Source organism: Curtobacterium sp. KBS0715, assembly GCF_005938005.2.
GTDB lineage: Bacteria > Actinomycetota > Actinomycetes > Actinomycetales > Microbacteriaceae > Curtobacterium > Curtobacterium flaccumfaciens.
This window is the reverse complement of the sequence record NZ_VCCA02000002.1, coordinates 60775-82199: the sequence shown is the minus strand read 5'-3', so window position 1 is coordinate 82199 and position 21425 is coordinate 60775. Positions and strand designations below refer to the sequence as shown.

At 71.0% G+C, this 21425-nt stretch carries 20 protein-coding genes; 15 read left to right on the top strand and 5 right to left on the bottom strand.

The features are described 5' to 3' along the window. Nucleotides 1-18: 18 nt before the first annotated feature. From sdhD to FFG40_RS16820, 3 genes are all read right to left on the bottom strand, one after another. Entirely contained in the window at nucleotides 19-465 is a 447-nt protein-coding gene (gene sdhD / locus FFG40_RS16830) for a succinate dehydrogenase, hydrophobic membrane anchor protein (RefSeq protein ID WP_138803781.1), read from the bottom strand. Nucleotides 466-476: 11 nt separating this feature from the next. Next, complete coding sequence (sdhC, locus tag FFG40_RS16825) at nucleotides 477-926, bottom strand: succinate dehydrogenase, cytochrome b556 subunit (protein WP_017888739.1); 450 nt, start codon at nucleotides 924-926, stop codon at nucleotides 477-479. A 78-nt stretch (nucleotides 927-1004) separates the two neighbouring features. Beyond that, nucleotides 1005-2240 carry a glycosyltransferase family 1 protein gene (locus FFG40_RS16820; protein WP_231495703.1) on the bottom strand — a complete coding sequence of 412 codons (1236 nt, stop codon included), beginning with the start codon at nucleotides 2238-2240 and terminating at the stop codon, nucleotides 1005-1007. A 154-nt stretch (nucleotides 2241-2394) separates the two neighbouring features. Between FFG40_RS16820 and FFG40_RS16815 the strand changes: the two genes are divergently transcribed. From FFG40_RS16815 to FFG40_RS16755, 13 genes are all read left to right on the top strand, one after another. Continuing rightward, the gene (locus tag FFG40_RS16815; protein ID WP_138803780.1) at nucleotides 2395-3510 is read left to right on the top strand and encodes a mannose-1-phosphate guanylyltransferase; all 1116 of its coding nucleotides are present in this window, start codon (nucleotides 2395-2397) and stop codon (nucleotides 3508-3510) included. A 198-nt stretch (nucleotides 3511-3708) separates the two neighbouring features. Further along, nucleotides 3709-4773, top strand: coding sequence for a BMP family protein (locus FFG40_RS16810; RefSeq protein WP_027466452.1), 1065 nt, complete (start codon nucleotides 3709-3711; stop codon nucleotides 4771-4773). A 141-nt stretch (nucleotides 4774-4914) separates the two neighbouring features. Continuing rightward, nucleotides 4915-6435: an ABC transporter ATP-binding protein gene (locus tag FFG40_RS16805; protein WP_138803779.1), complete on the top strand. Its 1521-nt coding sequence runs from the start codon at nucleotides 4915-4917 to the stop codon at nucleotides 6433-6435. Further along, complete coding sequence (locus tag FFG40_RS16800) at nucleotides 6432-7799, top strand: ABC transporter permease (protein ID WP_173034510.1); 1368 nt, start codon at nucleotides 6432-6434, stop codon at nucleotides 7797-7799. The genes FFG40_RS16805 and FFG40_RS16800 overlap by 4 nt, the downstream gene beginning before the upstream one ends. Then, entirely contained in the window at nucleotides 7796-9085 is a 1290-nt protein-coding gene (locus tag FFG40_RS16795; protein WP_111056109.1) for an ABC transporter permease, read from the top strand. The genes FFG40_RS16800 and FFG40_RS16795 overlap by 4 nt, the downstream gene beginning before the upstream one ends. A gap of 19 nt (nucleotides 9086-9104) precedes the next feature. Continuing rightward, entirely contained in the window at nucleotides 9105-9587 is a 483-nt protein-coding gene (locus tag FFG40_RS16790; RefSeq protein WP_138803778.1) for a cytidine deaminase, read from the top strand. Nucleotide 9588: 1 nt separating this feature from the next. Continuing rightward, complete coding sequence (locus FFG40_RS16785; protein ID WP_138803777.1) at nucleotides 9589-10887, top strand: thymidine phosphorylase; 1299 nt, start codon at nucleotides 9589-9591, stop codon at nucleotides 10885-10887. A 120-nt stretch (nucleotides 10888-11007) separates the two neighbouring features. Further along, entirely contained in the window at nucleotides 11008-12120 is a 1113-nt protein-coding gene (locus tag FFG40_RS16780) for an adenosine deaminase (RefSeq protein ID WP_071244264.1), read from the top strand. A gap of 3 nt (nucleotides 12121-12123) precedes the next feature. Further along, on the top strand, nucleotides 12124-12570 hold the full coding sequence (locus FFG40_RS16775) for a PTS sugar transporter subunit IIA (protein ID WP_138803776.1): 447 nt from the start codon (nucleotides 12124-12126) through the stop codon (nucleotides 12568-12570). Beyond that, complete coding sequence (locus tag FFG40_RS16770) at nucleotides 12567-12845, top strand: PTS sugar transporter subunit IIB (protein WP_027466460.1); 279 nt, start codon at nucleotides 12567-12569, stop codon at nucleotides 12843-12845. The genes FFG40_RS16775 and FFG40_RS16770 overlap by 4 nt, the downstream gene beginning before the upstream one ends. 53 nt (nucleotides 12846-12898) lie before the next feature. Further along, complete coding sequence (locus tag FFG40_RS16765) at nucleotides 12899-13741, top strand: purine-nucleoside phosphorylase (RefSeq protein WP_111056107.1); 843 nt, start codon at nucleotides 12899-12901, stop codon at nucleotides 13739-13741. Next, nucleotides 13738-15402 carry a phospho-sugar mutase gene (locus tag FFG40_RS16760; RefSeq protein WP_138803775.1) on the top strand — a complete coding sequence of 555 codons (1665 nt, stop codon included), beginning with the start codon at nucleotides 13738-13740 and terminating at the stop codon, nucleotides 15400-15402. The genes FFG40_RS16765 and FFG40_RS16760 overlap by 4 nt, the downstream gene beginning before the upstream one ends. A 172-nt stretch (nucleotides 15403-15574) precedes the next feature. Further along, nucleotides 15575-16501, top strand: coding sequence for a hypothetical protein (locus FFG40_RS16755; protein WP_138803774.1), 927 nt, complete (start codon nucleotides 15575-15577; stop codon nucleotides 16499-16501). Between the two features lie 88 nt (nucleotides 16502-16589). On the opposite strand, the gene FFG40_RS16750 is transcribed toward FFG40_RS16755, so the two are convergent. Next, complete coding sequence (locus FFG40_RS16750; RefSeq protein ID WP_138803773.1) at nucleotides 16590-18377, bottom strand: biotin carboxylase N-terminal domain-containing protein; 1788 nt, start codon at nucleotides 18375-18377, stop codon at nucleotides 16590-16592. Nucleotides 18378-18456: 79 nt separating this feature from the next. Further along, entirely contained in the window at nucleotides 18457-19251 is a 795-nt protein-coding gene (locus FFG40_RS16745) for a nucleoside triphosphate pyrophosphatase (RefSeq protein WP_138803772.1), read from the bottom strand. Between the two features lie 14 nt (nucleotides 19252-19265). Between FFG40_RS16745 and FFG40_RS16740 the strand changes: the two genes are divergently transcribed. Both FFG40_RS16740 and FFG40_RS16735 read left to right on the top strand, forming a co-directional pair. After that, entirely contained in the window at nucleotides 19266-20525 is a 1260-nt protein-coding gene (locus FFG40_RS16740; RefSeq protein WP_138803771.1) for a class I SAM-dependent RNA methyltransferase, read from the top strand. A 176-nt stretch (nucleotides 20526-20701) separates the two neighbouring features. After that, complete coding sequence (locus FFG40_RS16735; protein WP_017888757.1) at nucleotides 20702-21421, top strand: response regulator transcription factor; 720 nt, start codon at nucleotides 20702-20704, stop codon at nucleotides 21419-21421. Nucleotides 21422-21425: the final 4 nt, after the last annotated feature.

Genomic DNA, 21425 nt, shown 5'->3' with positions numbered 1-21425 from the left:
GCAGCAACGGTGGTGGTGCTACTGCGCCGGGCAGAAGGACGGCAGGTCGGCGGCAGCGGCGCCGGCGGGGCACGGGTCGAAGGTCCAGCAGACGAGGAGCCCGAGCACGATCAGCACGACGCAGGCGGCCAGGATCGCGACGAGGAGCGTCCTGCGGATGCCGGGCTTCGACACGTAGTCGTTGACGATCGTGCGCATGCCGTTCGAGCCGTGGATGAGCGCGAGGACCAGCATGAGCGAGTCCCAGACCTGCCAGAAGGGGTTCGCCCACTTGCCGGCGACGAAGGCGAAGTCGATCTGCTTGACGCCCTCGCCCGCCACCATGTTGACGAAGAGGTGGCCGAAGATCAGCACGACGAGCAGCACGCCCGAGGCGCGCATGTAGATCCAGCCCCACTTCTCCCAGTTGGTGGTGCTGCGGGCGGCTGCGGCCGAGCGGGGAGGTTCGACGATCTGCGTGGTCATGTTCGTGCCCCTCAGTTGAAGTCCGCGACGAGGTTCATGAGCTGGCGGGGCAGGAAGCCCGCGATCGCCACCGCCCACAGGACCATGACGATCCAGAACATGGCCCGCTGGTACTTCGGGCCCTTCGACCAGAAGTCGATCAGGATGATCCGCAGGCCGTTGAAGGCGTGGAACACGATGGCCATGACGAGCGCGATCTCGCCGAGGTTCATGATCGGGGTCTTGTACGTGCCGATGACCGCGTTGTACGCCTCAGGGGAGAGCCGCACGAGCGCCGTGTCGAGGATGTGCACGAGCAGGAAGAAGTAGATCGCGACCCCGGTGATGCGGTGGAGGACCCACGACCACATCCCGATCGAACCGCGGTAGAGCGTGCCCTGTGGCGTCCGAGAAGCCCGCGGGGCTTCGATCGAGACGTCGGGCACCGCGGTCGCCGTACCCCCGCCGGTGTGCTCAGCCATGAGCTCGTCCTTCCATAGGACGGGCTCGCCCGATCGGCGAGCCCTTGCCGTTCGTGTTCGTGTGGAACACGACCCATCCTATGCGCGGGCGCTGACCTTCTCGTCCCGACCGGCCCGGAGGCCCCGTCCGACGGGCGGCGCGCCGATGGTGCGGGCCGTGTCGTGGTGGTCGAGGAGCTGGTCGCCGACGGCCTCCCAGGTGGTTCCCTCGACCCGGAGCCGACCGGCGGAACCCATCCGCTCCGCCAGCGCGCGGTCGTGGTGCAGCCGCAGGACCGCGTGCCGCAGGGCCTGCGGGGCATCGGCGTCGTAGAGCTCGCCGTCGAGTCCCGGGGCCACCAGGTCGAGCGGGCCGCCGGACGCCGGCGCGATCACGGGCAGGCCGGAGGCGTGGGCCTCCTGCAGGGTCTGCCCGAACGTCTCGGCCGGACCGGTGTGCACGAACAGGTCGAGCGCGGCGTATGCATCGGCGAGGGCGTCGCCGCGCAGGGGGCCGGTGAAGGTGACGTCGAGGTGCCGGAGCCGACGTTCGAGCATCGCCCGCGACGGACCCCCTCCGGCCACGACGACCCGGATGCCGGGGACACCGCCGAGTTCGGCGAGCCGCTCGACCTCCTTCTCCGGGGCCAGGCGTCCGACGTAGCCGACGATGGTCTCGCCGTTCGGGGCCAGGCGGCGGCGGAGTGCCCGCACGTGCCCGGTCGACCGGCGCGCGGGGTGGAACAGCTCGGTGTCGACGCCGCGGCCCCAGCGGGCGACGCGGGGCACGCCCTCCTCGGCGAGCATCGCGGCCGTCGCGCTCGACGGGGCGAGCGTCAGCGAGGCGCCGGCGTGGATGCGTCCGAGGATCTTCCGCACCAACGGGACGGTCGCGGTCAGGCCGTTGCGGCGGGCGAAACCGGCCACGTCGGTCTGGAAGACGGCGACGGAGGGGATGCCGAGCCTCCCGGCTGCCGTGATCGCGCGCCCACCCAACAGGAACGGACTGGCGGCGTGGAGCACGTCGGCGCCGGAGGCGGCGAGGATCGTGTCGAGCACCGGGTGGGGGAGTGCCACCGGGAACTGCCGGTAGGCGACGGCGGGGATGCGGTGGACGTCGAAGGAGCGGTAGCGCTCGACGGCGCTGCGCGACCGGAACTGCGCGAGGCCCGGGGTGTCCGGGGCGATCACGACCGCGCGGTGACCCCGTCGTTCCAGGTGGTCGAGGACCGCCAGGACACTGGTGGTCACGCCGTTGAGGGTGGGCAGGAAGCTCTCGGTCACGACGGCGACGGTCCGGGGGGACGTGCCGCGCTCCACGCTGCGTGCGCTCATGGTGCTGCCCATGCTCCGGGCGTGACGTGACCCGGCGGGGCCGACGACGTGAACGGGACGCGCGCGCCGGGTGAACAACGCTGCGGGAGCCCGCATGCGGGAATCGTGCGGAGACCACCCAGGATCCGCCCGGTGGGACCGGTACGGTGAGCGCGTGGCTGACGCTCTCGAAGACTTCTACGCGATCATCCCCGCAGGGGGCATCGGATCGCGCCTGTGGCCGTTGTCGCGCGCGGACGCACCCAAGTTCCTGCACGACCTGACGGGTTCCGGCACCTCGCTGCTGCGGCAGACCTGGGACCGCCTGGCGCCGCTCGCCGGCGACCAGCGGATCATGGTCGTCACCGGCCGTGCGCACCGGGTCGCGGTGGAGTCGCAGCTGCCCGGCGTCGAGGACCACAACGTGGTGCTCGAGAGCGAGCCGAAGGACTCCACGGCCGCCATCGGCCTGGCCGCGGCGATCCTGGTGCGCCGCGAGCCCGACGTCGTCATCGGCTCGTTCGCCGCCGACCACGTCATCGGCGACGCACGCGGTTTCCGCCGCTCGGTCCGTGAAGCCGTCGCCGTCGCCCGCGCCGGCTACGTCACGACCATCGGCATCACCCCGACGGAACCCGCGATCGGCTTCGGGTACATCAACGCCGACACCGTCGCGCTCGGCATCGAGGGTGCTCCGACCGCACACGCGGTGAAGTCGTTCGTCGAGAAGCCCGACCTCGACACCGCTCGCTCGTACGTCGAGCAGGGCAACTACCTCTGGAACGCCGGCATGTTCATCGCGCGCGCCGACGTGCTGCTCGCCGAGATCGGCCGCACGAAGCCCGAACTGCTGGCGGGCATCAACGAACTCGCCGACGCCTGGGACACCTCGGCCCGCGGCGCCGTCGTCGACGCCGTCTGGCCGATGCTCGAGAAGATCGCGATCGACTACACGGTCGCCGAACCCGCCGCCGCGGCCGGACGCATGGCGGTCGTCCCCGGTGACTTCGACTGGGACGACGTGGGGGACTTCGCCTCCCTCGCCAAGCTGCAGTCCGGCGGGCGGCCGAACAACCTCGCCGTGCTCGGGGACGGTGCCCGCATCCTGGCGGACTCGTCGAGCGGCATCGTGATCTCGCACAGTCAGCGACTCATCTCGCTCATCGGCGTCGAGGACATCGTCGTCGTGGACACCCCGGACGCCCTGCTCGTCACCACCAGCGCGAACGCGCAGCGGGTGAAGGGTGTCGTGGATGCCCTGAAGATCAGCGGCAGGGGCGACGTCCTGTAGCGCTCCACCGACAAACCCCTCGAACTGGGGGTCTGTGTGCGACCCTGCGTTACGGGCGCGTTTCGGCGGGGTCGCGATCCCGTAACCGATCCGCAGGACCCCCGCAACGGGTCCTGTACCGGCCCGACGGTCGTGTACTGTCGCCACGATCGCCCGGAACGCACGTGGTCCGGGCACGCTCCCCGGAGGAACCAACCCGTGACATCTCGTACCCGACAGGTCGTCCTCAGCGGCCTCGCGCTCGCCGGCACCGTCGCCGTCCTGGCCGGCTGCGCCTCGGCGCCGTCCACCACCGACTCGGCGAAGAAGACCGACTTCCGCCCCTGCATGGTCTCCGACGCCGGTGGGTTCGACGACAAGTCGTTCAACCAGCTCGGCTACGAGGGCATGAAGGACGCCGCCAAGGACCTCGGTGCCACCTACAAGGAGGCCGAGTCGAAGGACGCCACCGTCTACGACTCGAACATCGAGCAGCTCATCGGCCAGAACTGCAACCTCGTCGTGACCGTCGGCTTCAACCTGGCCGACGCCACGAAGAAGCAGGCCGCTGCGAACCCCGACACCGACTTCGCGATCATCGACGACAACTCGATCGACGCGAAGAACGTCAAGCCGATCACGTTCGACACCTCGCAGGCGGCGTTCCTCGCCGGCTACGCGGCGGCGTCCTACTCGAAGACCGGCGTCGTCGGCACCTTCGGCGGCATGCAGATCCCGACCGTCACCATCTTCATGGACGGCTTCGCGGACGGCGTGAAGTACTACAACGAGCAGAAGGACAAGGACGTCAAGGTCGTCGGCTGGAACGTCGACACCGGCAAGGGCTCCTTCACCGGTGGCTTCGAGGCCGGCACGCAGGCCAAGTCGGTCGCGCAGACGCTCCTCGACCAGGACGCCGACGTCATCCTGCCCGTCGGTGGCCCGATCTACCAGTCCGCTGCCGAGGCCATCAAGGACGCCGACAACGGCTCCGTCCTGATCGGTGCGGACAGCGACCTCTACGAGGCCGACCCCCGCTACAAGGACATCGCCTTCACCTCGGTCGAGAAGGGCATGCGCCCGGCCGTGAAGGACGTCGTCGAGCAGGCGGCTGACGACAAGTTCTCGAAGGACCCGTACGTGGGCACCCTCGAGAACGACGGTGTCGGCATCGCGCCGTTCCACGACTTCGAGTCCAAGGTCGACAAGGGCCTGCAGGGCGAGCTCGACGACGTGAAGGCCGGCATCATCGACGGCTCGATCAAGGTCAAGACCCAGTCCTGACCCGGCGAACGCGGGCGGGGGAACATCCCTCGCCCGCGTTCTCGTGCGCCCGGGTGGCGCACACCACATCGTGCATCCGCGGGGTGCACGCGACACCGTGCGCCCGCGTGGCGCGCGCGAGACAGAAATAGACTCCCGAACATGAAGCTCGAACTCCGCGGCATCACCAAGCGGTTCGGCGCCCTGGTCGCCAACGACCACATCTCGCTCACCGTCGAGCCGGGTGAGGTCCACTGCCTCCTGGGTGAGAACGGCGCCGGCAAGTCCACCCTGATGAACGTCCTGTACGGCCTGTACGACGCCGACGAGGGCGAGATCCTGCTCGACGACGTGGTGCAGGACTTCGACGGCCCCGGTGACGCCATGCGCGCCGGCATCGGCATGGTGCACCAGCACTTCATGCTCGTGCCCGTGTTCACGGTCGCCGAGAACGTGATGCTGGGGCAGGAGCAGACCACCTTCGGCGGGCGGCTCGACCTGGCCGGTGCCCGCAAGCGCGTGCAGGAGATCTCCGACCGCTTCGGGTTCGACGTCGACCCCGACGCCAAGGTCGAGGACCTGCCCGTCGGCGTGCAGCAGCGCGTCGAGATCATCAAGGCGCTGTCCCGCGACGCCTCCGTCCTGGTGTTCGACGAGCCGACGGCCGTCCTCACCCCGCAGGAGACCGACGAGCTGATGGGCATCATGCGCCAGCTCCGCGAAGCCGGCACCGCGATCGTCTTCATCACCCACAAGCTGCGCGAGGTGCGCGAGGTCGCCGACCGCATCACGGTCATCCGTCTCGGCAAGGTCGTCGGCGAAGCCTCGCCGACCGCCACGAACAACGAGCTGGCCGCGCTGATGGTCGGCCGTGCCGTCTCGCTCGTGGTCGACAAGGAACCCTCGACCGGTGGCGACGACGCCCTGGTCGTCGAGCACCTCACCGTCACGGACCCGTCCGGCATCGTGCTCGTCGACGACGTCTCCTTCACGGTGCGTCGCGGCGAGGTCCTGGCGATCGCCGGGGTGCAGGGCAACGGCCAGACCGAGCTCACCGAGGCGATCATGGGCCTCGAGCCCGCCCACGCCGGCCGGATCACCCTGGACGGCAGGGAACTCACCGGCCGGAGCGTCAAGCAGGTGCTCGACGCGGGCGTCGGCTTCGTCCCCGAGGACCGCAAGGAGGACGGCCTGGTCGGCGAGTTCACCATCGCCGAGAACCTGATGCTCGACCGGGCCGACCACGCCGAGTTCGTCCGCGCCGGCACGATCCGGTCGGCGGAACGCGACGCCTTCGCCGACGAGAAGATCGCGGAGTTCGACATCCGCACGCCCGGTCGCACCACCGCGGCCGGTCGGCTGTCCGGCGGGAACCAGCAGAAGATCGTCCTGGCGCGCGAACTGAGCCGTGAACTGCGGCTGTTCGTCGCCGCGCAGCCCACCCGCGGCATCGACGTGGGCTCGATCGAGTTCGTCCACAAGCGCATCGTCGCCACCCGCGACACCGGGGTGCCGGTCATCGTCGTCTCCACCGAGCTCGACGAGGTCGTCGCCCTGGCCGACCGCATCGCCGTGATGTACCGCGGCGGCATCGTCGGCATCGTCCCCGCGACCACCCCCCGCGACGTCCTCGGCCTCATGATGGCCGGGGAGATCCCAGAAGGAACGGAGCTGGCCGCGTGACCACCCCACCGCCAGACAACACGCAGCAGCCGACCCCGGCTGCGCACGGCACCGCGGACGCCCCGCTCACCGACGACCGTCTGCAGGAGGTCGAGTCGACCCCGCACCTGATGACGGACTCGGCGGAGGACACCGAGCGCCGCAACGGTGCCGGTGGTGACCGCTGGCAGGCCGCCCTGCAGGGGATCCTGAACGGCTCCGTGCTCGTCACGGTGCTCGCCGTCGTCCTCGCGCTGGTCGCCTGCGGCATCCTCATCGCGGTGACGGACGAGAACGTCCGTGCCACGGCCGGGTACTTCTTCGCCCGCCCGACGGACATGCTCCAGGCGGTCGGCACCGCGGTCGGCGGCGCGTACGCCTCGCTGTTCCAGGGCTCGGTGTTCAACTTCGGCGCGGACTCGTTCCAGCAGGCGATCGGGCCGCTCACGCGCTCCGTCGACTACTCGGTGCCGCTCATCGCCGCCGGGCTCGGGATCGCGCTGTCGTTCCGCGCCGGGCTGTTCAACATCGGCGGCCAGGGCCAGATCCTGATGGGCGCCGCTGCCGCCGGTTGGGTCGGGTTCTCGTTCGACGGGCCCGCCGCGATCCACATCCCGCTCACGATCCTCGCCGGCATCGTCGGCGGCGCGGTCTGGGGCGGCATCGTCGGGGTGCTCAAGGCCCGGACGGGTGCGAACGAGGTGGTCGTCACGATCATGCTCAACTACGTCGCGCTCTACCTGGTCAGCTACCTGCTCCGCACCCCGGGCCTGCTGCAGGCCCCGGGCAGCAGCAACCCGATCTCGCCCGCCACGAAGGAGAGCGCCCTGCTGCCGCAGCTCTTCGGCGTGCGGTACGGCGTGGACCTCGGGTTCATCGTCGCGATCATCGCGGTCGTCGTCGTCTGGTGGCTCGTCAACAAGTCGTCGCTCGGCTTCCGGTTCCGCACCATCGGTGAGAACCCCCGTGCCGCGCGTGTGGCCGGCATGAGCGTCCCGTCGCTGACCATCTGGGTGATGCTGATCTCCGGTGCCCTGGTCGGCATCGCCGGCGCCTACCAGGTGCAGGGCGCCGTCACCTCGGGCTTCACCTCGGGCATCGACGCCGGCATCGGCTTCGACGCCATCACCGTGGCCCTGCTCGGCCGCTCCAAGCCCTGGGGTGTGTTCTGGGCGGCCATCCTGTTCGGCGTGCTGAAGAACGGTGGCTACGCCATGCAGGCCGCCAACGGCATCCCGATCGACATCGTCGGGGTCATCCAGGCCCTCATCGTCCTCTTCATCGCGGCGCCGCCGCTCGTCCGCGCGATCTTCCGGATCCCGCAGCCGGGTGCACGCAAGCGCACGAAGACGAGCAAGACCAGCAAGAAGGCGGTCGCCGCATGAGCACCATCAGCCCCACCGCGGCCCCCGCGTCGCCGCTCGCGGACCGTCCGGTCGAGACCACCAGGAGCTGGAAGCTCCCGATCGGGTACGGCGTGTTCACGCTCATCGCGATCGTGCTGTTCGGCCTGCTGCCGCGCTCCGGCACCACCACGTTCCGTCTCGCGAACGCCGGTGACTTCTTCGCGCTGCCGAACGTCCCGCTGCCCGCGCTCGGGACGGGCATCGTCGTCATCGTCCTGCTCGCGATCCTGACCGTGTACGCGTTCATCGAGACGCGGGCACTCCGCCGGGTCCCGCTGTGGGTCACGTCGGTGTTCGCGGTCGTCTTCGTCATCGGGTTCCTGACCTGGGCCGCGGCCGGCTCGTCCCTGCCGATCCCCGGCCTGCTGCTCGGCGCGCTGAGCCTGAGCGTCCCGCTCGTGTTCGGTGCCCTCGGCGGCGTCATCTCCGAGCGGGTCGGCGTGGTGAACATCGCGATCGAGGGCCAGTTCCTCGCCGGTGCGTTCAGCTCCGCGATGGTCGCGTCGATCACCGGGTCGCCCTGGGTCGGCCTCGTCGCCGCACTCGTCGCCGGCATGCTCGTGTCGTTCGTCCTCGCGGCGTTCAGCATCAAGTACCTGGTCGACCAGGTCATCGTCGGTGTCGTCATCAACGCGTTCATCTCCGGCCTGACCGGCTTCCTGTACTCGCAGGTGCTCTCCCCGAACGAGGAGACCCTCAACATCGGCATCCGGTTCCCGAAGGTCGAGATCCCGCTGCTGCACCAGATCCCGGTCATCGGTCCGGTGTTCTTCGAGCAGACGGTCGTCGTCTACCTGGCCTACATCGCCGTGGCGGTCGTCACCTTCGGGCTGTTCAAGACCCGCTGGGGCCTGCGCCTCCGCGCCGTCGGCGAGCACCCGCAGGCCGCCGACACGGTGGGCATCAACGTCACGAGCACCCGGTTCTGGAACGTCTCCCTCGCCGGTGCGATCGCCGGTCTCGGTGGGGCGTACTTCACCCTCGACGCGGTCGGGCCGTTCACGAAGGACATGACCGCGGGCGCCGGCTACATCGCGCTGGCCGCCGTCATCTTCGGCCGGTGGGACCCGATCAAGGCGACGCTCGCGGCGCTGCTGTTCGGCTTCGCGTCGAACCTGCAGAACACGCTCGGAGCGATCGACTCACCCGTGCCCAGCGAGTTCCTGCTGATGCTGCCGTACGTGGTGACGATCTTCGCCGTGGCCGGCCTGGTCGGGCAGTCGCGCGGCCCCGCCGCGTCCGGCAAGCCCTACATCAAGAGCTGACGGCCTGGAGGCACGACACATGACCGACACGCAGCAACCAGGTGACCAGGCGGTCACCGCCACCGACCCGACGGACGCCGCCACGGGCCTCCCGGCCGACGACGTTGACTGGGGCGTCCTGCGGGACGCCGCCACGGCCGCCATGCGGCGCGCCTACGCGCCGTACTCGTCGTTCCCGGTGGGCGCCGCGGCGCTCACCGACGACGGGCGGATCGTCTCCGGCTGCAACATCGAGAACGCGAGCTACGGGGTGACGCTCTGCGCGGAGTGCTCCCTCGTGTCGCAGCTGCACATGACCGGGGGCGGCAAGCTCGTCGCGTTCACGTGCGTCGACGGAGACGGGGCCACCCTGATGCCGTGCGGCCGCTGCCGCCAGCTGCTGTTCGAGCACTCGACCGAGGGCATGCTCCTCGAGACGCTCTCCGGCATCCGCACCATCGACGAGGTCCTGCCGGACGCCTTCGGGCCGCGGACCCTCGCCACCTACCAGCAGGAGCACTGACATGGCCGTCGAGCCGTTCGACACCGTCGACCTCATCCGCACGAAGCGCTCCGGCGGGGCCCTGAGCACCGCCGAGGTCGACTGGCTCGTCGACGCGTACACCCGCGGCTACGTCGAGGACCCGCAGATGGCCGCGATGGCGATGGCGATCTTCCTGAACGGGATGGAGCGGCGTGAGATCAAGGACCTCACGCTCGCGATGATCGCGTCGGGGGAGCGGATGTCGTTCTCGTCGCTCGGCAAGACGACGGTCGACAAGCACTCCACCGGCGGGGTCGGCGACAAGATCACCCTGCCGTTGGCACCCCTGGTGGCGTCGTTCGGCGTCGCGGTGCCGCAGCTGTCCGGCCGCGGACTCGGCCACACCGGCGGCACGCTCGACAAGCTCGAGTCGATCCCCGGGTGGCAGGCGTCCATCTCGAACGACCGCATGATGCAGGTGCTGCAGGACGTCGGCGCGGTCATCTGCGCCGCCGGGTCCGGGCTGGCCCCCGCGGACAAGAAGCTCTACGCGCTCCGCGACATCACCGGCACGGTCGAGTGCATCCCGCTGATCGCGTCGAGCATCATGTCGAAGAAGATCGCCGAGGGCACCGGTGCGCTCGTGCTCGACGTCAAGTTCGGGTCCGGCGCGTTCATGCCGACCTACGAGGCGTCCAGGGAGCTCGCGCAGACCATGGTCGACCTCGGCAACGACGCCGGGGTCGCGACCTCGGCGCTGCTGACCGACATGGAGGTCCCGCTCGGGCTGACGATCGGCAACGCGCTCGAGGTGCGGGAGTCGGTCGAGGTGCTCGCCGGCGGCGGCCCCGCCGACGTCGTCGAGCTCACCGTGGCGCTCGCGACCGAGATGCTCACGCTGGCCGGACTGCCCGACGCCGACCCCGCAGCGGCGCTCGCGGACGGCCGCGCCATGGACACCTGGCGTCGGATGATCGAGGCGCAGGGCGGGGACCCGTCCGCCGCGTTGCCCGTGGCCCGCGAACAGCACGTCGTCACCGCTGGGACGTCGGGGGTCCTCACGCAGCAGGACGCGCTGCCGTTCGGCGTCTCGGCCTGGCGGCTCGGGGCCGGCCGTGCCCGCGCGCAGGACCCGGTGCAGGCAGGTGCGGGCATCGAGCTCCACGTCAAGCCGGGGGACACCGTGACCGAGGGACAGCCGCTCTGGACGCTGCACTCCGACGACGCGTCTCGGATCCCGCGCGCGCTGGAGTCGCTCGAGGGTGCGTGGACCATCGGCCCGGCGGGCTCCGCTGCCGCGGCACGTGGGCCGATCGTGCGCGAGCGCATCGGGTCCTGAACCCGGCGACCCGACCGACCGGAGGCTCCCTGCACAGCTGTGGGGAGCCTCCAGTGTCTTCGGTTGTGGGTTGTGCACAGGTGCCTGCGCGGCGGCCGTGACCACCGATAGCCTGGGGGCATGAGCGCCGACGCCCCGACCTACCGCCTGCCCGACGCCGGGGCGGTCATCAACGACCTGCCGAAGGTCTCGCTGCACGACCACCTCGACGGCGGCCTGCGTCCCGCGACCATCATCGAGCTCGCAGCGGCGGCGGGTGTGTCGCTCCCCACCACCGACCCGGCCGAGCTCGGGCAGTGGTTCGCCGACCAGTCGAACTCCGGCTCGCTGGTCGAGTACCTGAAGACGTTCGACGTCACCACGTCGGTGATGCAGACCGCACCGCAGCTCACCCGGATCGCCCGCGAGTTCGTCGAGGACCTGGTCGCCGACGGCGTCGTCTACGGCGAGGTCCGCTGGGCGCCGGAGCAGCACCTGCAGGGCGGACTGACCCTCGACCAGACGGTCGAGGCCGTGCAGGCCGGCATCGAGGAAGCCGTCGACGCCGCCGGCGGGCGCATCCGCGTCGGCCAGCTCGTCACCGCGATGCGGCACGCCGACCGGTCGCTCGAGATCGCCGAGCTCGCCGTCCGCCACCGTGACGCCGGGGTCGTCGGCTTCGACATCGCCGGTGCCGAAGCCGGGTTCCCCGCCTCGAACCACCGCGCCGCCTTCGACTACCTGGCCTCCGAACTGTTCCCCGTCACCGTGCACGCGGGCGAGGCCGACGGGCTCGCCTCCATCCGGTCCGCCCTCGTCGACGGCCGGGCGCTCCGCCTCGGGCACGGCGTCCGCATCTTCGAGGACGTCGCCCTGTCCGACGCCGGGGACGGCTCGACGCTGGCCTCCCTGGGCGAGGTCGCCTCGTGGGTCCGTGACCGCGAGATCCCGCTCGAGGTCTCGCCGTCGTCCAACCTGCAGACCGGTGCGATCGCCGCGTGGGGCGACGACCTCGCCGACCACCCGTTCGACGTGCTCTACCAGCTCGGCTTCCGCGTCACGGTGAACACCGACAACCGCCTGATGAGCGGGACCTCGCTGTCGAAGGAGCTCGCGCTGCTCGCGGGCACGTTCGGCTACGACCTCGACGACCTGGCCGCGTTCCAGATCAACGCCGCGCTCGGGTCGTTCCTGCCGCTCGAGGACCGCGAGGAGATCATCGCCACCATCACGGCCGGGTACCAGGAGGCCTGACGCATGGGACTGCCACCGCTGCCGGACACCGCCGTCCTCCTCGGTGCGGACGCGCCCGCGTGGCGTGACGCGATGCGACTGGTCGGCGGTGCGCTCGTCGCCTCGGGCGCCACCACCGACGAGTACACCGACGCCATGATCGGCATGGTGGAGGAGCACGGGCCGTACATCGTCATCTCGCCGGGGCTCGCGTTCGCGCACGCCCGGCCGGGTGGTGCCGTCGTGCGGGACGGACTCGCGATCGTGACGCTGGCTGCTCCGGTGGCGTTCGGCCACCCGCACAACGACCCCGTCCGTGTGGTGCTCGGGCTCGCGGTGGCCGAGGTCGGCACCCACCTGGAGTCGATCGGCGAGATCGCGAACCTGTTCAACGACGCCACCGTGACCGGGCGGATCGCGGCGGCGACCACGGCGGACGAGGTCCGCGCGATCATGGGGGTCTCCGCGTGAAGATCGTGACCATCTGCGGCGCCGGCATCGGTTCGAGCGGCATCCTCAAGGTGAACGCCGAGAAGGCGCTCGACGCCCTCGGGCTCTCGGCGTCCGTCGTCGCAGCGGACGTCGCGTCCGTGCGGGACGTCTCCGACGACGCCAACGTGATCCTGACGAGTCAGGAGTTCGTCGAGGCGATCGGCGACACCTACGCCGAGGTCATCGTCATCGCGAACCACTTCGACCAGGGCGAGATCACGGCGGCGGTGGACCGGGCGCTCGGCGAGCACTGAGGCGGGCGCGGCGGCGGCCGCTGGGGCGGGCGTCCGCCCTTTAGAGTTGGGGCATGAGCACCGAGAACCCGCTGAACGACCCCGCTGCTGACCCATTCGAGGTCGCGCGGGACGCCGCAGCCGCCATCGCCGAACAGTCCGGCATCGAGCGGCACGACATCGCCCTGACCCTCGGCTCGGGCTGGGGCAAGGCCGCCGACATCATCGGTGAGACCGTTTCCGAGATCCCGGCCGAGCAGGTCCCCGGGTTCAGCGCCTCGGCCGTCCCCGGACACTCCGGCACGATCCGGTCGATCCGCCTCGACGACGGCCGCCACGCGCTCGTCATCGGTGCCCGCACCCACTACTACGAGGGCCACGGGGTCCGTCGGGTCGTGCACAGCGTCCGCACGGCGGCGGCGACCGGTGCCTCGATCATGGTGCTCACCAACGGTGCCGGCGGCATCAAGGAGCACTGGACCCCGGGCACGCCGGTGCTCATCAGCGACCACATCAACCTGACCGCGGACAGCCCGCTCGAGGGCGCGACGTTCATCGACCTCACCGACCTGTACTCGGCGCGGCTGCGCGAGCTGGCCCGGACGGTCGACCCGTCGCTCGACGAGGGCGTGTACACGCAGTTCCGCGGCCCGCACTACGAGACCCCGGCCGAGGTCCAGATGGCGAAGACCATCGGTGGGCACATCGTGGGCATGTCCACGGCGCTCGAGGCCATCGCCGCCCGCCAGGCCGGCATGGAGGTCCTCGGGTTCTCGCTCATCACGAACCTCGCCGCGGGCATCCAGAAGACCCCGTTGTCGCACACCGAGGTCCTCGAGGCCGGCAAGCAGGCCGAGCCGGTGATCGCCGACCTGCTCGCACGCGTGGTCGCCGCACTCGGGCAGCCGGCGTCGTGAAGCTCGACCTCGACCAGGTGCTCGGCATCGCGCGGGCGTGGCTGGCGCAGGACCCCGACCCGGAGACCCGCGACGAGCTGACCGCGGCGATCGACGCGGCGGCCGACGGTGACGGTCCCGCTGTCCGGGCGCTCGCCGAGCGGTTCGACGGCAGGCTGCAGTTCGGCACCGCCGGACTCCGCGCGGAGCTCGGCTGGGGCCCGCTCCGCATGAACCGGGTCGTCGTGACTCAGGCTGCTGCGGGGCTCGCACGGTTCCTCATCGACACCGGGCGCTCGCGCAGCGTCGTGATCGGGTACGACGGCCGGGTGAACTCGGACGTCTTCGCACGTGATTCGGCCGAGGTCATGCGCGGCCTCGGGCTCGAGGTCACCCTGCTGCCCTCGGCCCTGCCGACGCCGGTGCTCGCGTTCGCCGTCCGGCACCTCGACGTCGGTGCCGGCGTCATGGTCACGGCGAGCCACAACCCGCCGCGGGACAACGGGTACAAGGTCTACCTCGGTCAGGACGACGACGGCTCGCAGATCGTGCCGCCCGTCGACGGCGAGATCGCGGACGCCATCGACGCCGTCGCCGCAGGGTCCGTCACGGACCTGCCGCGCGGCACGGACTACACCGTCGCGACGTCGGCACTGGTCGACGCCTACGTGGCTGCCACGGCCGCGATCGTGCCCGCTCCCGCACTCGCGGGCGATGCGCAGCCGAAGGTCGTCTACACGGCCATGCACGGCGTCGGGTGGGAGACCGCTCGCGCGGTGTTCGCGGCGGCCGGGTTCGCCGAGCCGGCGGTCGTGCCGGAGCAGATCGAGCCGGACGGTGCGTTCCCGACGGTGTCGTTCCCGAACCCCGAGGAGCCCGGCGCGATGGACCTGGCGATCGCCCGCGGCCTCGCCGTCGGCGCCGACCTGGTGATCGCGAACGACCCCGACGCCGACCGGCTCGCACTCGCGATCCCGGACGGTTCCGGTTCCTACCGTCGACTGTCGGGCAACGAGGTCGGCTGGCTGCTCGGGTGGCGGGCCGCCGCACGGGCGTCGGAGTCCGGCGCGACCGGCACCCTCGCCGCGTCGATCGTCTCGTCGCCGGCGTTGTCCCGGGTGGCTGCACGCCACGGGCTGGAGTACCGCGACACCCTGACCGGCTTCAAGTGGGTGTCGCGGGTGCCCGGGCTGCTGTTCGGGTACGAGGAGGCCCTGGGGTACCTGGTCGACCCGTCGGTCGTGCGGGACAAGGACGGCATCTCGGCTGCGCTGGAGCTGCTGTCCCTCGCCGACGAGCTCGCCGCGTCGGGCTCGACGATCGCCGACCACCTCGAGGCCTTCGCTGCCGAGTTCGGAGCGTTCGCCTCGGGGCAGGTCGCGACGCGCGTCGACGACCTGTCGCGCATCGGCGAGATCATGGCGTCGCTCCGGGCCACGCCGCCGACCTCGCTCGGCGGACTGTCCGTGCAGACGGTGACGGACTACGCCGACGGGGTGGCGGGCTTCCCGCCCTCGGACATCCTGCGCTACGACCTGTCCGGCGCCGCCCGGGTGATCGTCCGTCCGAGCGGCACCGAGCCCAAGGTGAAGGTCTACATCGACACGGTCGCGGACACCCCCGCCGAGGCCCAGCGCCTGGTCGACGCCCTCGCCGCCGCGGTGCGCCCCCTGGTGTCGTAGGGCACCGGTCCGCAAAACACCGGTGTTCGCGCTCTGAACACCCGCACAACGCGGTGCAGAGCGCGAACACCGGTGTTTTGCTGTTCCTCCACAGGGGGTGGGGGAGCGAGGGCTGATCACAAAGAGCGGGTCGTCGTCGTGTGGGCCGTGCGAGAGCCGTGACGGTGGGGCCATGGCTCACATCACGGTGTTCGGCGCGGCTCCGGGCGATCCCGATCCGAGAGCGCACCGACGGCTCGCGGAGGCCGCACGCCGAGGGACCCTCATCCGCCTCACGGCCGGCCGGTACGTCGACCGAGACGCGTTCGAAGCAGCGACTGCAGCGGAGCGCCATCGTGCACGGGTCGAAGCGGTCGCGCCGAACATCCACCCCGCCCTCGTGATCTCCCACGAGTCGGCTGTGGCGATGCTCGGACTCCCGTGGCTCGGAGAGTTCCCCGAGCACGTCGTCGCCACCGATCCGCGTCGAGCCACCGGCCAACGTCGCGCCCATCTGCAGAAGGTCGGAGGGGCGGGTCGTCCGATCGCTTGTGCGAGCGTCGGCGGCCTGCCCGTCACGACCCTCGTGGTCACCGGGGTCGACGTCGCGCTCCGAGCGTCGTTCCGCACTGCGGTGGTCGTGTTGGACGCGGTGCTGGCCCGAGGAGTGTCGCCGGAAGCGCTGCTCGCTGAACTACGCAGTCGGGAGCCTCGTCCGCGAGCGTCCACCCGCGCACGACGGGCGATCGAGTTCGCGGACGCGGCTGCTGACTCGCCGGGTGAATCAGTGGCGCGGCTGTGTTGGGCAGAAGCGGGGTTCCCGGCGCCGGTGCTGCAGCAGGAGTTCCGCGATGCGGCCGGCCTGATCGGCCGGGTGGACTTCTGGTTCGAGGACGCCGGCGTGGTCGTGGAGTTCGACGGGCTGGTCAAGTACCGCGACCGGACGATGCGCGCTGGTCGGACCCCTGAGCGCGTCGTCATCGACGAGAAGCTCCGAGAGGACCGGCTCCGTGCGCACCGCTCCGTCCGAAGGGTCGTCCGCGTGACGTGGCCGGATGTCGAGCCGGGCGGCAACGGCCCCGTGGCACTCGAGGCAGCCGGAGTGCATCGTGTTCGATGAAGCAAAACACCGGTGTTCACGAGTCGAACCGCGGTGTGCGCGTGTTCAACCGGCGAACACCGGTGTTTTGCGAGAAGAAGCGCCCGCGCTACGCGAGCTCGAGCAGCACGTGACCGGACGAGACCGTCTGGCCGACCGGGGCGTTCAGGCCGGTGACGACGCCGTCCTTGTGGGCCTGCACGGGCTGCTCCATCTTCATGGCCTCGAGCACGACGAGCAGGTCGCCCTTCACCACGGTGTCACCCTCGGCGACCGCGAGCTTCACCACGGTGGCCTGCATCGGCGACGCGACGGACGACCCCGACTTCGCCAGGCCCCCGCGGACGGCCGACGAACGGCGCTTCGGGGGAGCGGTGGGGCCGGCGGGACGACGACCGGCGAGACCGGCACCGGCAGCACCGCCACCGACGATCGACGGCATGGTGACCTCGATGCGCTTGCCCTGCACCTCGACGACGACGCTCTCGCGCGCAGCCGGGGCCGGAAGTTCCTCGGGGGAGCCGCTCCACGCCGGGATGTCGTTGACGAAGTCGGTCTCGATCCACTGCGTGTAGATGCTGAACGGCTCGTCGTCGGCCGTCGCGAACGCCGGGTCCGACACCACGGCACGGTGGAAGGGGAGCACGGTCGGCAGACCGGTGACCTCGAACTCGGCGAGTGCACGACGCGAACGCTCCAGCGCCTCGGCACGGGTCGCGCCGGTGACGATCAGCTTTGCGAGCATCGAGTCGAACGAGCCGGACACGACGTCACCGGAGACGACGCCCGAGTCGACACGGACACCGGGGCCGGACGGTGCGTTGAAGGCGTGCACGGGGCCGGGCGCGGGGAAGAAGTTGCGACCCGGGTCCTCGCCGTTGATGCGGAACTCGAACGAGTGCCCCCGCGGCGTGGGGTCCGAGTAGTCGAGCACGCCACCCTCGGCGATGCGGAACTGCTCGCGCACCAGGTCGATGCCGGTGACCTCTTCGGAGACGCAGTGCTCGACCTGCAGGCGGGTGTTCACCTCGAGGAACGACACGGTGCCGTCGGCGCCGATGAGGAACTCGCAGGTGCCGGCACCGACGTAGCCGACCTCGCGCAGGATCGCCTTCGACGACTCGTACAGCGCGGTCTGCTGCTCGGGCGTCAGGTAGGGCGCCGGGGCTTCCTCGACGAGCTTCTGGTGGCGACGCTGCAGCGAGCAGTCGCGGGTGGAGACGACGACGACGTTGCCGTGCTCGTCCGCCAGGCACTGGGTCTCGACGTGGCGCGGCTTGTCCAGGTACTTCTCGACGAAGCACTCGCCCCGACCGAACGCGGCGATCGCCTCACGCGTGGCGGACTCGAAGAGCTCCTCGACCGAGGCACGGTCGCGGACGACCTTCAGACCACGACCGCCACCGCCGAACGCCGCCTTGATCGCGACGGGCAGACCGACCTGGTCGACGAAGTCGAAGACCTCGGAGACGTCCTGCACGGGCTCGATGGTGCCGGGGGCGAGCGGCGCGCCCACCTTCTCGGCGACGTGGCGCGCGGAGACCTTGTCGCCGAGGCGCTCGATCGACGCCGGCGACGGGCCGATCCAGACGAGCCCGGCATCGATGACGGCGCGGGCGAAGTCGGCGTTCTCGGCGAGGAACCCGTAGCCGGGGTGCACGGCGTCCGCGCCGGAGCGGCGGGCGACCGAGATGATCTTGTCGATGACGAGGTACGTGTCGGCGCTCGTGGTGCCGTTCAGCGCGTAGGCCTCGTCGGCGAGGCGGGCGTGCAGGGCATCGCGGTCCTGGTCGGCGTAGACCGCGACCGATGCCTTGCCCGCGTCGCGGGCCGCGCGGATGATGCGGACGGCGATCTCGCCGCGGTTCGCGATGAGGACCTTGCTGATACGGGGCATGACACATCAGCGTATTCGTGCGGCGGGAGTGCGTTTTGACTGGCACCCACAAAGAACCACCCGGAACAGGTGCGGATGTCTACAGTGCCCAGAGGTCGTGCCAGGCGATGCCGAAGCCCCGGAGGAGCATTGATCGCAGCACCGGCAGCGACATCCCGATCACGGCGGACGGTGCTCCGTCGATCCGCGTGATGTACGCCGCGGCCCGACCGTCGATGGTGAAGGCACCCGCCACCTCGAGCGGCTCCCCGGTCGCGACGTACGCGTCGATCTCGTCGACGGACACGTCGTCGGCGAAGGTCAGCACCGCGCTGTCGACCGCGACCACGCGGTCGCCGCCGGCGGCCAGCGCCGACCCGCCGGGCGCGACGTCGCCCAGCTGCGGGACGCCGGCGGTGGACGTGACCAGGGACCGGACGGGAGGCACGGTGCGGGCCGGTGCCGCGCCTCCAGGCCGTCCCGTGGCCGGTTCCGGGTCCCGGTGTCGGTCGTCGCGTCGTCGATCGATCACGCAGTGTCCGCTCCACAGCGTCCCGCCGCCGGCGGCGAGCATCTGCCGCCAGCGCTCCCGGGCGACCGCGGGGTCGTGCGGCTTGCCGTACAGCTGCCCGTCGACCTCGAACGCGGAGTCGCCGCCGAACACGACCCCGTCGACCGGTGACCCGGCGACCGCGGAGTCGGCGACTGCGGACGCCTTGGCGACGGCGAGCAGTGAGACGAGCTCCGGCCCGGTCAGGGCGCGGCCGAGCGATGCCGCGGCGGCGGCGCCGACGGCGTCCTCGTCGACCCCGGGGGACACGAGCACGGGTTCGATCCCGGACTGGGCGAGGAGTGCTCGGCGGGCGGGGGATGTACTCGCGAGGTACAGACGCATGGGACCATCTCACCATGGGTGAATCCGTCGGCACGCTGCTCGAACTCGACGTCACCGGGATCGCCCACGGCGGCATCTCGGTGGCACGACACGAAGGACGGGTGGTCTTCGTCTCGGACGCGATCCCCGGGGAGCGCGTCGTCGCCCGGGTGACCGAGGACCGCAAGAAGTCGTTCTGGCGCGCCGACACGGTCAGCGTCATCACGCCGAGCGAGCACCGCGTCGACCACGTCTGGCCCGAGGCCGCGCTCGAGCGTGACCCCGAGACTCGCCCGGGTGGTGCCGAGTTCGGGCACATCGCCCTCGCACACCAGCGCACGCTCAAGCACGACGTCCTCGTCGACTCGTTCGCGCGGTTCGCACGGATGGACCTCGCCGAGGTGCTCGGCCACGACGTCGTCGTCGAGGCCGCGCCCGGCGACGACGCGGCGAACGGCCTCGGCTGGCGCACCCGCGTCCGGCTGCACGTCGACGAGCAGGGCACCGCCGGCCCGTTCGCGGCCCGGTCCCACTCCGTCATCCCGGTGACCGGCCTGCCGCTCGCGACCGCCGTCGTGCAGCAGAGTGCTCCGCTCGGCCGCGGTGCGCTGCCGGGCTCCTCGGTCATCGACGTCCTCGCGCCGAGTGGCTCCGAGGGCGCGCGGCTCGTCATCGACGACCAGAAGCCCACCGTGGTGACCGAGGTCGTCGGGGAGCGCACGTTCCAGGTCGACGACAACGGGTTCTGGCAGGTGCACCGCGCCGCGGCGACCGTGCTCACCGCGGCCGTGCAGGACCTGGTCGACCGCGACCGCCTCGACCCCGAGGGCACCCACCTGGACCTGTACGGCGGTGTCGGCCTGCTCGCCGCCGCCCTCGGCGACCTGGTCGGCCCGAAGGCCCGCATCACGAGCGTCGAGAGCGCCGCCCGTGCCACCGAGTACGCGCAGGAGAACCTGTCCGAGTGGCTCGGCGCCCGCGCGGAGACCGGCCGCGTGGACCGCTGGCTGACGAACACGGTGGCGAACGCCTCGCGCGCCGAGAAGGACCGCTTCCGCGCCGGCACGATCGTGCTCGACCCGCCCCGCGCCGGTGCCGGTCGTGACGTGGTCGTGCAGATCGCCGCGCTCCAGCCTGAGCAGGTCGTCTACGTGGCGTGCGACCCGGTGGCGCTCGCCCGCGACGTCGCGACGTTCGCCGACCTCGGCTACCGGCTCGAAGCACTGCGGGCCTTCGACCTGTTCCCGCACACCCACCACCTGGAAGCCGTCGCGCGCCTGGTCCCCGCACGCTGAGGTCGGGTGGTCGCGCAACCACGTGTCCTTGCGTGTCGGGGTGTCCACCAATCGGCGGACCGGCCAGCGTGGCGCGGCGGAGAAGCCCCGCACCTGAGTCCGGGCTGGGTATCCTGGGTCGTTGATGGCACTCCGGTTTCAGGGGCCGGCGTCGCGCATCGGAACGAGAGGCCACTGTGGCAGCAGGAACGACAACCACCAGCACCGAGACGTCAGGGGCGGCCACCAGGCCGGTCCGGGTCGCGATCGTCGACGACCACGAGTCCGTCCGACTCGGGATCCAGGCGGCGTGCCAGAACGAGGGGTTCGAGGTGGTGCTCACCGCCGCGAGCGTGCCCGAGTACGTCCAGAACCTCGACGGGCGAGAGGTCGACGTCGTCGTCCTCGACCTGTCCCTCGGTGACGGCTCGACCGTGACGGAGAACGTCAAGGGCGTGCAGGGGACGGGATCGGCGGTGCTCGTGCACTCCATCGCGGACCGTGTCGCCAACGTGCGTGAGGCGCTCGCAGCAGGGGCTGCTGGCGTCATCCCGAAGTCCTCGGCCACCAAGACCGTGATGGCCGCGGTCGCCACCGTCGCACGCGGTGACGTGCTCAACAACCTCGAGTGGGCGAGCGCCATCGACGCCGACCGCGACTTCGCCAAAGCCCAGCTCGGCCGCCGCGAGCGCGAGATCCTGCACCTCTACGCCTCGGGTCTCCCGCTCAAGCTCGCCGCCCAGCAGCTCGGCATCGGCTACTCGACGGCCCGTGAGTACCTCGACCGGATCCGCGTGAAGTACGTCGAGGTCGGTCGCCCGGCCCCGACGAAGGTCGACCTGCTGCGTCGAGCCGTCGAGGACGGGATCCTCCCCGGGCTCGACTCGGGCATCGACCCCGACGGTGACGGTCGCTGACACG

Coding starts and splice junctions, on each gene's coding strand:
- FFG40_RS16780 (WP_071244264.1), top strand. CDS start 11,008: ATGAGCGCCGACGCCCCGACCTACCGCCTGCCCGACGCCGGGGCGGTC.
- FFG40_RS16790 (WP_138803778.1), top strand. CDS start 9,105: ATGACCGACACGCAGCAACCAGGTGACCAGGCGGTCACCGCCACCGAC.
- FFG40_RS16765 (WP_111056107.1), top strand. CDS start 12,899: ATGAGCACCGAGAACCCGCTGAACGACCCCGCTGCTGACCCATTCGAG.
- sdhD (WP_138803781.1), bottom strand. CDS start 465: ATGACCACGCAGATCGTCGAACCTCCCCGCTCGGCCGCAGCCGCCCGC.
- FFG40_RS16795 (WP_111056109.1), top strand. CDS start 7,796: ATGAGCACCATCAGCCCCACCGCGGCCCCCGCGTCGCCGCTCGCGGAC.
- FFG40_RS16740 (WP_138803771.1), top strand. CDS start 19,266: ATGGGTGAATCCGTCGGCACGCTGCTCGAACTCGACGTCACCGGGATC.
- FFG40_RS16755 (WP_138803774.1), top strand. CDS start 15,575: ATGGCTCACATCACGGTGTTCGGCGCGGCTCCGGGCGATCCCGATCCG.
- FFG40_RS16775 (WP_138803776.1), top strand. CDS start 12,124: ATGGGACTGCCACCGCTGCCGGACACCGCCGTCCTCCTCGGTGCGGAC.
- FFG40_RS16805 (WP_138803779.1), top strand. CDS start 4,915: ATGAAGCTCGAACTCCGCGGCATCACCAAGCGGTTCGGCGCCCTGGTC.
- FFG40_RS16785 (WP_138803777.1), top strand. CDS start 9,589: ATGGCCGTCGAGCCGTTCGACACCGTCGACCTCATCCGCACGAAGCGC.
- FFG40_RS16820 (WP_231495703.1), bottom strand. CDS start 2,240: ATGAGCGCACGCAGCGTGGAGCGCGGCACGTCCCCCCGGACCGTCGCC.
- sdhC (WP_017888739.1), bottom strand. CDS start 926: ATGGCTGAGCACACCGGCGGGGGTACGGCGACCGCGGTGCCCGACGTC.
- FFG40_RS16750 (WP_138803773.1), bottom strand. CDS start 18,377: ATGCCCCGTATCAGCAAGGTCCTCATCGCGAACCGCGGCGAGATCGCC.
- FFG40_RS16745 (WP_138803772.1), bottom strand. CDS start 19,251: ATGCGTCTGTACCTCGCGAGTACATCCCCCGCCCGCCGAGCACTCCTC.